The sequence below is a fragment of the Croceitalea sp. W27 genome (assembly GCF_055693185.1).
In genome coordinates, this window is record NZ_CM146327.1 from 3044407 (window position 1) to 3057707 (window position 13301).

Here is a 13301-nt window from a genome sequence, read left to right on the forward strand (position 1 = left end):
TATGTAAATAGCGGAAGTAAAAATGAAGTTAAAAGTTCTTTTTTTCATAACTATCACTTTATGTTCTTTTTACGGATTTTCTCAAAGAGGGGTTCGCATAGGATATGTAGATATGGAATACATTTTGGAAAACGTTGAAGAATATCGTGATGCTACGGCCCAATTAAATGCAAAAGCACAAAAGTGGAAGCAAGAAATTGAGCTCAAACAAAGTACGGTTGAGCAGATGAAGAAAGATTTAATGGCAGAAAAAGTGCTATTAACCGACGAGTTGATCGCCGAACGTGAAGAAGAGATTCAGATTTTAGAGACCGAACTTTTGGATTATCAGCAAGACCGTTTCGGGCCGCAAGGCGATCTAGTCTTGCAGAAGCAATTATTGATTCAGCCAATACAGGATCAAGTTTTTAATGAGGTTCAAAAAATTGGGGCTAACAAAAAGTATGATTTTATTTTTGATAAATCAGCGGATGTCGTAATGTTGTATTCCCAAAAAAGACACGACGTTAGTGATTTAGTTTTAAGGGAGATAGGAAGAACACGAAAAATAAGCGGATCAAAGAAAAAACAGAAGCTTAATAGCAGATTAAAAGAGTTTGAAGCGCAGGAAGCAGAGGAGAATGAAGAGATTAGTGATGCTTTAAAAGCGAGACAAGAAAAAGCTGAAAGTACCAAAGAATCAAGGGCAAAGGCTTTTGAGGCAAAAAAGGCAGAGCAATTAAAACTTAGAGAACAACGCAAGAAGGCATACGAAGAGCGAAGAAAAAAATTATTGGAAGAAAGGGAAGCCAAGCGTAAAGCAAAGGAAGAAAACGATAATAAAGAAGAAGATTCAAAGAGCGAATCTAAAGATTAAACACTAATATTAAAATTAACACTTGAAATTAAAGTTACTCAGAATTATGAAAAATGTTAAGAAGATTGTTGTAGCACTAGTATTTTTTGTTGCAGCTACAGGGTTTGTAAACGCACAAAGTAAAGTTGCCCATATTAATGTGCAACAACTATTGTCCGAAATGCCTGAAATGATTGCTGCACAGGCTGAACTAAAGAAATTACAAGAGACATATAGAGCTGATTTAGAAGGTTCGATGAAAGAAATGCAGAATAAGTATACGCAGTATCAAAACGAGGCTGCTTCAAAATCTGCTGAAGAAAATGAAAAGCGTGCGATAGAGCTTCAAGGTTATGATAAGAACATAAAGCAAGCAGAGCAACAAGCAATGCAAGAAATGCAAAAGAAGCAGCAAGAGTTATTTGCTCCTATTTCTGATAAAGCAAAGAATGCGATTGACAAAGTTGCAGCGGCTTTAGGTTATGATTATGTAATTGATGCTAGCCCAGGTTTGAGCCTTATCGTTTCTAAAGGAAAAGACTTGTTGCCAGAAGTAAAGCAAGAATTAGGATTCTAAGTTTTAGAACCAAATAAAATAAAACCATCTTGATGATTGAATCAAGGTGGTTTTTTTATTTTTGAGTATAATGCAAAACCCAATAGGTATTTTTGATTCTGGCGTAGGCGGTACTTCTATTTGGAAAGAGCTACACGCCCTTATGCCTAATGAAAGCACGATTTATTTAGCGGACAGTAATAATGCGCCTTACGGCGAAAAATCAGAAGAGGAAATTCTTCAACTCTGCATAAAGAACACAGAACTTTTATTGAGTAAGAAGTGTAAACTAATTGTAGTGGCCTGTAATACGGCAACCACCAATGCGATTACTCAACTTAGAAAAACCTACACTGTACCATTTATAGGTATAGAACCTGCTATAAAACCAGCTGCGCTTCAGACCCAAACCAAAAAGGTTGGCGTTCTTGCCACTAAAGGTACCTTGTCAAGTGCTTTGTTCAACAGTACCTCTAAGTTATATGCGTCAGGTATAAAAGTCTTTGAACAAGAGGGAACGGGATTAGTAAAGTTAATTGAGTCAGGACTTGCAAAATCAAATGAGGTGAGACACTTATTAGAACAGTTTCTAAGACCAATGCTGAAAGAGGGGATAGATTGTTTGGTGTTAGGCTGTACGCACTATCCATACCTGATTCCGGCCTTAAAAGAAATTTTGCCAAACAATGTCAAGATAGTTGATTCTGGGCTGGCAGTGGCCCAACAAACCAAATCTGTCTTAAAAAAAAATGGTTTGCTCAATAATGATTCAACATTGGCACCTAAGAACATTTTTTATTCCAATACGAATCCAGCAGTATTGAAAGAACTTATAAATAATAGTGGTGTAGAAGTGAGCTACCTAGATTTTTAACTTCTTTTTTCATAGCTTAGGTAGGTAAAATCATATTTATGCCGTTCATCTTGGGCATGATATTCCTCTTTCACTAAAACCCATTCATCAAGATTAATTTCCGGGAAAAAAGTATCGGCTTCAACCTCGGCGTGAACTCTTGTTAGCTCTATATGGGTGGCATATTCCAGTGATTGTTTATAGATTTCGCCTCCACCTATAATAAAGGCCTGGTCATCTTCTGAGGTGAGCGCAATTGCCGATGCTATTGAATTCACCACTGTACATTCAAACTTTGGCTTGTAATCTTTTGATCTTGTAATTACGATATGTTCTCTATTAGGCAGGGCTTTAGGAAAACTTTCTAAAGTTTTTCTACCCATAATAATTTTGTGCCCCGTGGTTAGGGCTTTGAATCTCTTAAAATCATCTGGCAAATGCCAAGGTAAGTCGTTATTTATACCCAATGCATTGTTTTCAGCAGCAGCGGCAATAATAATAAGTTTGTTCAATCTTCTTTTTTTTTATTGAAATTGGATAATGGGAAATCCGATTCTATTCCTTTTTGTATTTCGGCAATTTTGGCCTTTTGCTTGGCTACTAGTTTTTCTCGTTGTTTTCTCTCCCAGGCGACCCCCATAAATTTATGGGTAACAAATACGTTGAATGCGTGCATGACAAAAAGAAAACCCCAAAAAGAAATTGCCCAGATATACCAATCATAGGCTTCCCATTGTTTAAAAATCTTATTAATCAAAACAATAAAGACACTACCGATTAGAAAGACAACGAAATGCGAAAACAGCCGTTTCTTTTGTTTTATGCGTTTTTGGGCATTTTCTAGCAGTTCATGCTGTTCAATAGCAACATCTGATTTTTGGGTATTCTTTGAAAACATCTTTGCCTATCTTTAATGACAAAGATAACCGATTTAAGATTTTAAAGATTTAAGATGGAACAAATCAGAAAACAGTTTCCGGTATTAAACCATTCTATTTATGCAAATACAGCAGCCTCGGGCCTATTGTACGACGATTTGTTAGAATGGAGGCAGGGTCACGATTTAGATTACTTGATTGGAGGTAGCAATATGAAGCAAAACTCTAATAGAATGCATTCGGAAACCAGAAGAGTTGTAGGGGAATTTTTCAACTGTAACCCAGAGAATGTGGCACTAGTACCAAACTTCACTATTGGTTTGAACTTTTTGGTTGAAGGCTTGGATAAGAAAGAGAAAGTGCTTCTTATAGAAGGTGATTATCCATCTCTAAATTGGCCTTTTGAGAGTAGAGGGTTTGCTATTGAATATCTTGCGGTTTCTGAAAATTTAGAGGAACGTATTTATGATGCCATAAAGATCAATGGAATTACCGTTTTGGCTCTAAGCGTTGTACAATGGTTAAATGGAATTATGGTCGATTTGACTTTCTTGAAAAAGTTAAAGACCCAGTTTAAAGATTTATTGATTATTTCAGATGGAACCCAATTTTTGGGAACAAGAAGTTTTGATTTTTTAGAATCAGGAATTGATATTATTGGCGCAAGTGCCTATAAATGGTTGCTGTCGGGGTACGGAAATGGCTTGCTTTTGATCAAGGAAGAGGTGAAAGAGCGTTTTAAGCTAGTGGCTAAGGGATTTGGTTCTGGTAGAAACGCCTTGGAAAATAATCATAAAAGAACATTTTGCAAGCATTTAGAACCTGGCCACTTAGATTCCTTAAGTTTTGGAAGCCTTCAATTTTCATTAGAATTTCTAAGTAAGATTGGGCTCAAAAAAATAGGGGAGCAGAACAATAAATTAAGCGATAAAGCCCGAAATGAGTTTAACGAGTTTGGTTTATTGGATGATATAGTGGTGAAAAGAAATACGCATAGTACTATTTTCAATATAAAAGCGAATCAAAGAGTGTTCAATAAACTTTTAGAACACAATGTGGTTTGCGTACAGCGCGGAGACGGAATTCGAATTAGCTTTCACTTTTACAATACTCTTGATGAAGTAGATGAAATTGTAAAAATCCTAAAATCGTAATATTTGAATTACTTTTTTGAATAAAATAAAGGGTTAAATTTATCAAAGTGAACAACGCATGAAGCTAATTTTATCAAATTGATAAATCGCATCTAACCTGTTGACTTTTAGTTGTTTTATGTATTGCTTTGCACTATAATTAAATGAAAAAACAATAGTATCATGGCTATAAAAAAGCAATATTTAAAAAGCAAACCGGTTTGTAAAGTTACTTTTACGGTACCTGCGGACAACGCAAAAAAAGTAGCTGTTGTTGGTGATTTCAATAATTGGAACCCAAAAGGCAGCACACTTAGAAAATTAAAGAACGGAACCTTTAAAGGTACAATTGAGCTACCAAAAGAAAATACTTATGAATTCCGTTATCTAGTAGATAGTAACTACATTAATGATAATGAGGCGGACCGCTACCAATGGAACGACTACGCTGGTACTGAAAATGCAGTTTTAGAAGTATAATATCTTTAACTTAGAAAGAACAAAACCCATGCCTTGGCATGGGTTTTTTATTTTATCACGAGGTGCTTATTTTTCTACACTTACACCTTTCCAAAAAGCGACCCTGCCTTTAATTTGTTTGGCCAATTCACTTGTTTCGGGGTAGTACCAAGCGGCATCGGTATTCACTTTGCCATCGACCTCAATGGAATAATATGAGGCCATGCCTTTCCAAGGGCAGTTGGTATGCGTGTCACTTGTTTTAAAATATTCTTTTTTGATACTCTCAGCAGGAAAGTAATGGTTGTTTTCGATAACCAAAGTATTATCACTTTCCGCAATTACGGTATTGTTCCAGATTGCTTTCATTGTATTTTCTTTTTAAAGATGTAATTTTTATAAAATTCATGTTCATCACTAAATTGATTTTCAATCTGAAGGCCTGCCTCGTTCGCTAGCCACGTTACTACCTCGTCATCATATTTTTGTGAGATTTCGGTATGAATTGTTTCCCAAGCTTTAAAATTGACTTCTAAATCAAGTGATTTGATATACACCGTTTGGTTTTCTTTAGATACCAAATAGCTTTTTGCCGTACCCGTTTCAGGGTCGTAAACCTCCCAATGCAGAAATTTATCCAAATCAAAATTTCCGTTCATTTCAGTATTGATTCGGGTCAGTACATTTTTATTGAACGCCTCTGTAATACCAGTTTTATCATTATAGGCATCTAAAATGGTTTGCGGGTTTTTCTTTTGGTCAAAGCCCATAAAAATTAAATCATCATCATTGAGCACTTCTTGCATACTCTGCAAAAAAGAAATGGCCTGAGGATGCAACAAATTACCGATGTTGGATCCTAAAAACAGAATTACCTTTCGTTTGGCATGACTTTCGCCAATATTGGCGAGCGTTTCAAAATAAGTACCTTGTAGGGTGTTTATTTCTACATTTGGCAATTCTTTTGTTACGGAAGCCTCAAGTTGGTCTAGGGCATTCTGACTGATATCGATAGGCCTGTAATCAAAATCAATATCTTTTTCAGAAAAATGCCTTAACAGAATTTTAGTTTTTTTACCATCTCCTGCGCCCAACTCAAATAAACTAAAGGGCTCTTTGTCAAAATTAAAAATGGAAGCTATTTTTTCTTTATGACGGTCTAGAATACTAAACTCACTATCAGTAAGATAATATTCTGGCATCGCCATGATATCTTGAAATAGCTTATCACCAATTTCATCATAAAAATATTTTGAGGATAAATACTTTGGTTGGGCTGTTAGGCCATCATAGACTTCTTGCTCAAAAGCTGAGGTTAATACAGTGGATTTATCTTGCATTTATTTTTTGTCGTGATTATTTGGCTAACCTTAATCCGGTAAACTGCCATCTTAGGTTTGGGTGAAAAAAATTCCTGTAGGTTGGTCTACTATGCTTATTAGGTGTGGCCACGGAATTTCCACGCAATACTTTTTGACTTACCATAAATTTACCGTTGTATTCGCCCAAAGCGCCATCTGCTTTTTTGTAATTGGGATATGGGAGATAAGCACTCTCTGTCCATTCCCATCTTTTCCCCCATGGAAAATAATTTTGTGCAGCTTCCCATTCAAATTCAGTTGGTAGTCGTAAACCTTTCCATTGGGCAAAGGCAAAAGCTTCAAAATACGATATATGGGTAATTGGTGTATTACTAGCAATTTTTTTAAGGCCAGCGTAAGTGTAATGATACCATTCACCTTCTATTTTATACCAATAAAGTGGAGCTGTAATCTTGTTTTGGTTTACCCAATCCCAACCTTCTGCATGCCATAAATCAAATTTTTGATATCCTTTGGCCTCGATGAATTGAATAAACTCTTCATTCGTGACCAGTTTGTTTGAAATCTGGTAACTGTTCAAGTATATTTTATGCCTGCCCAGTTCATTGTCATAACAGAAATTATTGGAATTATGGCCTATCTCATAGATGCCTTCTTCTACAGAAATCCAATCTTGTGGATGATTTTCAACAGGGTGTTCTACAAATTCGTTTGAATACGCTGGTAGTAGCGGGTTATTGCCCAGAATATATTTAATATCGGTCAGCAATAATTCTTGATGTTGCTTTTCATGATGAATGCCAATCTCAAGTAAGTCGTTCAAGTTTTTTGTCTGCTCCGACTCAAACATTTTTTTGATGGCTTGGGTAACGTAGTTTCGATATTCAAATACTTTTTTGACGGATGGTCGGCTCATGTTTCCGCGATCTGAGCGAACTACGCGCTTACCTACGGTCTCATAATAGCTATTGAAAACAAAAGAGAAATCCGCATCAAAAATTTGATAATTATCTACGTGAGGCTTTAAGATAAATTCTTCAAAAAACCAGGTAGTATGCCCTAAATGCCATTTCGGTGGACTAACATCGATAATGGGCTGAACCACATAGTCTTCAGTTTCAAGAGGTTCACATATGATTTCGGAATGCTTTCGAGTTTCAAGAAAGAACTCAAGGAGATTATCAATGGCAATCATGCAGGCAATTTTACCTAAAGATAAAGAAATGTCTACGTTCAAACGAGCGCAATTACTATTTTTTAGGCCATTTGGTAAATAGGTAGACTAAAACTAAATGATGTGCCCTCATTGGGTTTACTTAGTACATTTATGCTTGCATTGTGTAATTCTACAATCTTTTTTACAATGGCCAATCCAAGCCCCGCACCTTCTTTTCGTTGGCCAGTTTTGGTTTGCCTATAGCGTTCAAAAATCAATGCTTGGTTTTCTTGTTTTATGCCAGGGCCAGAATCTTTTATGGTGATTTCAACGTCATTATTTTTTGGCGTTATTTGCACAATAACCTCTCCATTTTTAGGTGTGAATTTTAGCGCATTATCCATTAAATTTTGAATGGCTCTCTCAACCAAAGAAATGTCGGCAAACACCAACGGTATTCCTTTACCCATCTCTAGTTTTAGATTGATATTTTTTTGTTCTGCCAAAAGAGCGTAATTTCTATGGATGTCATTCGCCAACTCACTGATTAAAAAGGGCTCCTTTTGAGGCTCAATTTGGTTTGCTTCTAATTTTGAATATTCAAATAACTGGGCAATAAGTTTTGAGAGTCTTTCGCCACTGGCATTAATGGTTTTTAGATAGTCTAGACGCTCTTTTTTTGATAAGTCCTCATCCTTCATTTGAAGCGTTTCGATATACCCTTGAATAATGGAAAGAGGTGTTCTTAAATCATGGGAGATATTTGCAATGAGCTCCCTTCGCAATTTCTCTACAGATTTAATTTTATCAATGTCTCCCAGAATGGTTTCTGCCATTTCATTATAGGTAGTGGTAACGCCGGCTAAGTCACTTTTTTCAGCATCTTTAATACGATACTCAAGGTCACCTTGTTGAAAGCGTTTGGCGGCAAACACCAGTTCGCGTAAATTTTTGGTAAGATACCATACGGATAAAACACCAAGTATTGCCGCAAAAAAGAGTGTTACTGCTAAGGAGCCTAATCCTAATTTGAGTACATAGCTATTAAATAAAGATGCTCTGGTAGTTAAGTATTCTTCCCCGGCCAGAACAATATAAATGTACCCCTCTTTTTCACCCTTGTTAAATTTAGCAGCTGAAAACACTTTCTTATTGTCAAGATTTTTAGGGTCATCACCAAGAATATAATTTTGACCCTTAGAATTAATGAACGCTTTAATCGGTTCTAGCGAAATTCTTTTTTGATTGGTTTCGGGAGCATTATGGTCTAAAACCACAGAGTATTGTACATGGCCATCCATATCCAATAGATATACCTCAATAGCTCGGTTTACGGCCATCATATCATGCATGATATCACCAAACAAGGCTTTGTTTATAGCTCCTGCACTATCAATTGGACTTGCATCAACAAATTTTTCGTCAATTAAATCTTGGGCAAGATTAGCATGCAGTCTTTGAGTGGTTTCGTAAAAATATTGATTGGATAGGTAAATAGTGGCGATGGTATAGCCCAATCCTGCCAATAATAGGATAGCTAAGAATGAGAGCGTTAATTTTTTAACCAATCTATTTGAAAGTATGCTGTTGCTCATAATTCTTCATTGAATTTATAACCCACTCCCCATGTGGTTAAAATAAATTTAGGATTGCTCATATCGGGTTCTATTTTAGAGCGTAGCCGGTTGATGTGAGAGTTGACTGTATGCTCGTACCCTTTAAAATCGTAACCCCAAATTAGATTTAACAATTTGGTACGGTCATAACTTTTTCCTGGGTTCGAGGATAGTAAAACCAACAATTCAAATTCTTTGGGCGAGAGTTCTACTTTAATACCGTTAAGAACTACCTTTCGCATTTCAACATCAACCGACAAATTTTGAAAATGCATAATTTTTTCACTTGTGGTGTTCACTTCTTCTTTGACCGACATTTTTTCCCTTCTAAAAATGGCTTTAACACGAGCAATAAATTCCCTTACACTAAAAGGTTTAGTTAAATAATCGTCGGCACCGACCTCTAGTCCCAACACCTTGTCAATTTCTTCAGAACGAGCGGTGAGCATTATTATGGGAGACTGCACATTATTGGCCCTGATCTTTTGGCATACTTCGATACCATCCATTTCCGGAAGCATTACATCCAAAATAATAAGGTCAGGAACTTGCTCAATAGCTTTACGAAGCCCGTCGTCCCCCTGTGTTGCCGAGGTTATCGAGCAGCCCAAATCTTTCAAGTGTATTTCTAACAAGTGAATGATTTCTAAATCATCTTCAATAATCAATACATTTTTCATGCGCAACGAAATAAAGGGTAAAACTTCACGAAAAGTTCACGGTTTGGAACTAAAAATTATGATTGACTTTGTATAGAGTCGATAAAACTATGTTTTTCTTGCACTTCATACTTTAAAATAATTGTAAATATCTAAAAATCAGCATGTAATAAAAATTGAATTTTACGTGATATTTCTGCAACATGTTCAAACTTTCTTTGACTAAAATTTAAAAACACTAGAAAGATGAACAACTTAAAAACAATTGCAAGCATATTTTCTCTGGGCATTTTGCTCTTAGGATGTGCAGATGAAAACGATGATGATAATGGAGCGGTTACGCTAAACGCTGGAGAATTATCAGGCGGACCTTTTTCTTTTACCGTTGATGGCGAGCCAGACATGGTAAGTGGAATTATTTTGGACGATACCAACTTAACCGGTAGTATTCAGGGTTATGTTATTACTGATGATGAGAAGAATATTCTTGGTTTGCCACCAACATTAGATGCTGTTGAAGGTGTAGATTTTGATACCGCCGGTGCAGGCTCGTGCTATATCTATCATATTACTTATGAGGAAGGATTGACCGGACGTGAAGTAGGTGAGAATTTAGATGATTTAGCGGGTGATTTTGATCTTTCCAACTTCATTGTAGTTGAACGTTCATCATTGAATGCTGGGGTATTAGTTGGAGGCCCGTTTGAGTTTGCCGTAGATGGTGTGCCAGATATGGTAAGTGGTATCACTTTGGATGATACTGAATTGAACGGAGAAACTCAGACCTATGTCATTACTGATAATGCAAAGAATATTCTTGGTTTGCCCCCAACCTTAGAGGCTGTTGAAGGTGTTGATTTCGATGGTGCCGGAGTTGGATCTTGTTATATCTACCATCTAACCTATTCAGGTCAATTGAACGGACTTGAAGGAGGAGAGAACTTAGAGAATCTAGACGGTAATTTTAATCTTTCCAATTTTGTGGTGGTCAACAGAAATGCGCTTAATGCTGGGGTTTTATTAGGTGGACCATATGAATTCGTCGTAGACGGAATTCCAGATATGGTAAGTGAGATTTCATTGGATGATTCTGAATTAAACGGAGATAAGCAAACCTATGTGATTACTGATGATGCCAAAAATATATTGGGCATTCCTCCTACACTTGAAGCAGTTAAAGGTGTTGATTTTGATGGCGCTGGTGTCGGTTCATGTTATATCTACCATCTAACCTATTCAGCAGAACTCGAAGGTTTGGAAGCGGGTAATAATTTAGATGGTTTAACAGGAAATTTTGGATTATCAAATTTTGTGGTGGTCAACAGAAATACCCTAAATGCTGGTACGTTAAATGGTGGGCCATATGATTTTGTTGTTGATGGTATCCCAGATATGGTAAGCGGTATAACACTCGATGATACTGGATTAAACGGTGATAAACAGACGTATGTAATTACCGATGATGCCAAGAATATTTTGGGTATTCCTCCTACATTAGAAGCAGTAGCGGGTGTCGACTTTGACGGCGCGGGCACTGGTTCTTGCTATATTTATCACTTGACCTATTCTACTGGTCTTGAAGGCCTAGCGGCTGGAAATAATCTGGAAGGCTTAACAGGTAATTTTGGACTTTCTAATTTTGTAGTTGTTAATCGCAATGCTCTAAATGCAGGTAAATTAAATGGCGGGCCATATAATTTCGTAGTTGATGGGGTGCCAGATATGGTGCAAAACATTTCTTTAGATACTTCCGAATTAAATGGTGATAAACAGACTTACGTTATCACGGATGATGCTAAAAACATTTTAGGCATTCCCCCAACACTGGATGCTGTTAAAGGAGTAGATTTTGATGGTGCAGGAGTAGGATCTTGTTATATCTACCATTTGACTTACTCTGTTGACTTAGCAGGTTTGGAAGCAGGCAATAATTTAGATGGACTTTCTGGTGAGTTTGACCTTTCTAATTTTGTAGTGGTTAACCGTAATCCATTAAATGCAGGAAAACTGAATGGAGGACCATATGATTTTGTGGTAGACGGAACCCCGGATATGGTGACGAATATTTATTTGGATGATTCTGAATTGAACGGAGATAAGCAAACCTATGTGATTACCGATGATTCTAAGAACATTTTAGGTATTCCTCCAACCTTAGATGCGGTTAAAGGAGTCGATTTTGATGGTGCCGGAGTTGGATCATGCTACATTTATCATCTAACATACTCCACTGGTTTAGAAGGATTGGAAGCAGGCAACAACTTAGATGGTTTATCTGGTCAGTTTGATTTATCCAATTTCGTGGTCGTTAATCGAGCTGCTTTAGATGCAGGTGTTTTAAAAGGTGGCCCTTTTGAATTTATAGTTGACGGAACTCCTGATATGGTTAGTGGTATCTATTTAGATGATACTGATCTTACAGGAAGTAATCAAACTTATGTAATCACTGACGATGCGAAGAACATTTTAGGTTTACCACCAACATTAGAGGCAGTTGAAGGTGTAGATTTTGATGCTGCGGGCGTAGGTATTTGCTATATATGGCACTTAACTTATGAGGGTGAAATATCAGGTTTGGAAGCTGGTAAAAATGCTGCCGATTTAGAGGGTAGTTTTGATTTGTCAAATTTTATCATGGTGACTAGAAAAGTACATTAATTCACTGAAAAAGAGAATTAAAGTGTTTTGTTTTTGATTGGAAGCCCAAGCGAAAGTTTGGGCTTTTTTTAATTTACTTGGCTTTATTTCATAATCATTCCTTAGTTTTTCTTTTTAACGTAGGTCTTATTCCCATTTGAGTTTATGTAATATGTTCCACCACGAGAACCGGTATGAAGTATTCTACTTGTAGCACTGTTTCTTGATGCTCTGTATGTGGACTTGCTTTTTAAATAAGTTTTATTTCCATTCGAATTGATATAATATTTTCCACCTCGCGATCCAGTATGAATTGTTCTAGATGTTGAATTTTTTGGTACTCCGTATGTGGACTTATTTTTTACATAGATTTTATTTCCATTTGAATTAATATAATATTTTCCCCCACGTGGTCCAGTATGAATTATTCTATTTGATTTAGGACTAGATATAAAATACTTAGATTTAGTCTCATTTCTTTTCGTTAATGAATTCTTTCTTGTGGGCATTATGAAATATTCCTCACCAAATGCATTAGAATACTTTATACGGTTTTTGGTTTTAATAGTTGGGTAAGGCGTGTTTAGTATATAAAACAGATTTTGGTTTGGAGTATTCTTTGTCTTGATATATTTTTTTCGTCCGCTTCTATTATAATAATACTCACCACCTCCGTTCCCTTTGTAAATCAATCTTCCTTTTTCGTCTTTTCGATAAGAATTATTACTCGAAGTGAATTTGTTTGCATATGTAGAATTTGAATAATAACCATTTTTAAATATGCCAGTTGTTGACTTACTTCGATTTTTTCTTTCTCTGGCAGTTTTTCTTTTATGTTGGTTTATTGTTAGTAATTGCATATTACTAGGGTCATCTGTTCCACCTTCAGATAATGGTATTATATGATCAATCTCATAACCATAAGGGAGTTCTGAATATCCTTTAGATTTTAAAAACTCATTTTTATTTGCCGCACTGCGTTTAACCATTGGTCTCCCCGTTGATACATAAACTAAATCATAATAGTATTCGGTATTTCCAACTTTATAAGTCTCTTGGGAATAACTACTAAGACTAAAAAAGACTAATCCCCAAATTAATATTTTAAGTTTCATACTATAGGTTAAAGTAGTTTTTAAAATATGTTACTTCTGATAAATATCAGTAAAAAATCTTACAAATAAATATTTTTATTGT

14 protein-coding genes are annotated in these 13301 nt (G+C 36.1%); 6 read left to right on the forward strand and 8 right to left on the reverse strand.

Going from position 1 to position 13301, the window contains the following annotated elements; translation table 11 throughout:
• Positions 1-22 precede the first annotated feature (22 nt).
• The 3 genes from ACZ1GR_RS13700 to murI all read left to right on the forward strand — a co-directional run bounded on the left by ACZ1GR_RS13700 (position 23) and on the right by murI (position 2265).
• Positions 23-856, forward strand: coding sequence for an OmpH/Skp family outer membrane protein (locus tag ACZ1GR_RS13700; RefSeq protein ID WP_472609494.1), 834 nt, complete (start codon positions 23-25; stop codon positions 854-856).
• Between the two features lie 46 nt (positions 857-902).
• Entirely contained in the window at positions 903-1412 is a 510-nt protein-coding gene (locus ACZ1GR_RS13705; RefSeq protein WP_377767356.1) for an OmpH/Skp family outer membrane protein, read from the forward strand.
• 67 nt (positions 1413-1479) lie between these two features.
• Positions 1480-2265 (forward strand): glutamate racemase, encoded by a 786-nt coding sequence (gene murI / locus ACZ1GR_RS13710; RefSeq protein ID WP_472611820.1) that lies wholly within the window; start codon positions 1480-1482, stop codon positions 2263-2265.
• Here the strand turns inward: murI and ACZ1GR_RS13715 are convergent.
• The gene (locus tag ACZ1GR_RS13715; RefSeq protein ID WP_472609495.1) at positions 2262-2756 is read right to left on the reverse strand and encodes a dihydrofolate reductase; all 495 of its coding nucleotides are present in this window, start codon (positions 2754-2756) and stop codon (positions 2262-2264) included. The two genes, murI and ACZ1GR_RS13715, sit on opposite strands and share 4 nt — an antisense overlap.
• Positions 2753-3142 carry a 2TM domain-containing protein gene (locus tag ACZ1GR_RS13720; RefSeq protein ID WP_472609496.1) on the reverse strand — a complete coding sequence of 130 codons (390 nt, stop codon included), beginning with the start codon at positions 3140-3142 and terminating at the stop codon, positions 2753-2755. The genes ACZ1GR_RS13715 and ACZ1GR_RS13720 overlap by 4 nt, the downstream gene beginning before the upstream one ends.
• Positions 3143-3196: 54 nt before the next feature.
• Here ACZ1GR_RS13720 and ACZ1GR_RS13725 point away from each other — a divergent pair, with 54 nt between their 5' ends.
• Positions 3197-4276 (forward strand): aminotransferase class V-fold PLP-dependent enzyme, encoded by a 1080-nt coding sequence (locus tag ACZ1GR_RS13725; RefSeq protein WP_472609497.1) that lies wholly within the window; start codon positions 3197-3199, stop codon positions 4274-4276.
• A 162-nt stretch (positions 4277-4438) separates the two neighbouring features.
• Positions 4439-4735 carry an isoamylase early set domain-containing protein gene (locus ACZ1GR_RS13730; RefSeq protein ID WP_377767351.1) on the forward strand — a complete coding sequence of 99 codons (297 nt, stop codon included), beginning with the start codon at positions 4439-4441 and terminating at the stop codon, positions 4733-4735.
• 66 nt (positions 4736-4801) lie between these two features.
• On the opposite strand, the gene ACZ1GR_RS13735 is transcribed toward ACZ1GR_RS13730, so the two are convergent.
• The 5 genes from ACZ1GR_RS13735 to ACZ1GR_RS13755 all read right to left on the reverse strand — a co-directional run bounded on the left by ACZ1GR_RS13735 (position 4802) and on the right by ACZ1GR_RS13755 (position 9488).
• Entirely contained in the window at positions 4802-5083 is a 282-nt protein-coding gene (locus ACZ1GR_RS13735; RefSeq protein WP_472609498.1) for a DUF427 domain-containing protein, read from the reverse strand.
• On the reverse strand, positions 5080-6054 hold the full coding sequence (egtD, locus tag ACZ1GR_RS13740) for an L-histidine N(alpha)-methyltransferase (protein ID WP_472609499.1): 975 nt from the start codon (positions 6052-6054) through the stop codon (positions 5080-5082). Before egtD ends, ACZ1GR_RS13735 begins: the two co-directional genes overlap by 4 nt.
• Before the next feature lie 16 nt (positions 6055-6070).
• The gene (egtB, locus tag ACZ1GR_RS13745) at positions 6071-7231 is read right to left on the reverse strand and encodes an ergothioneine biosynthesis protein EgtB (RefSeq protein WP_472611821.1); all 1161 of its coding nucleotides are present in this window, start codon (positions 7229-7231) and stop codon (positions 6071-6073) included.
• Positions 7232-7293: 62 nt separating this feature from the next.
• Positions 7294-8787, reverse strand: coding sequence for a sensor histidine kinase (locus ACZ1GR_RS13750; RefSeq protein ID WP_472609500.1), 1494 nt, complete (start codon positions 8785-8787; stop codon positions 7294-7296).
• Positions 8784-9488, reverse strand: a complete 705-nt coding sequence (locus ACZ1GR_RS13755; RefSeq protein ID WP_377767345.1) for a response regulator transcription factor — start codon at positions 9486-9488, stop codon at positions 8784-8786. The genes ACZ1GR_RS13750 and ACZ1GR_RS13755 overlap by 4 nt, the downstream gene beginning before the upstream one ends.
• 225 nt (positions 9489-9713) lie before the next feature.
• Between ACZ1GR_RS13755 and ACZ1GR_RS13760 the strand changes: the two genes are divergently transcribed.
• A complete protein-coding gene (locus tag ACZ1GR_RS13760; RefSeq protein WP_472609501.1) occupies positions 9714-12125 on the forward strand; it encodes a hypothetical protein in 2412 nt (803 codons plus the stop codon).
• Between the two features lie 101 nt (positions 12126-12226).
• Here the strand turns inward: ACZ1GR_RS13760 and ACZ1GR_RS13765 are convergent, their stop codons facing one another.
• Positions 12227-13219 carry an HNH endonuclease gene (locus ACZ1GR_RS13765; RefSeq protein WP_472609502.1) on the reverse strand — a complete coding sequence of 331 codons (993 nt, stop codon included), beginning with the start codon at positions 13217-13219 and terminating at the stop codon, positions 12227-12229.
• Positions 13220-13301: the final 82 nt, after the last annotated feature.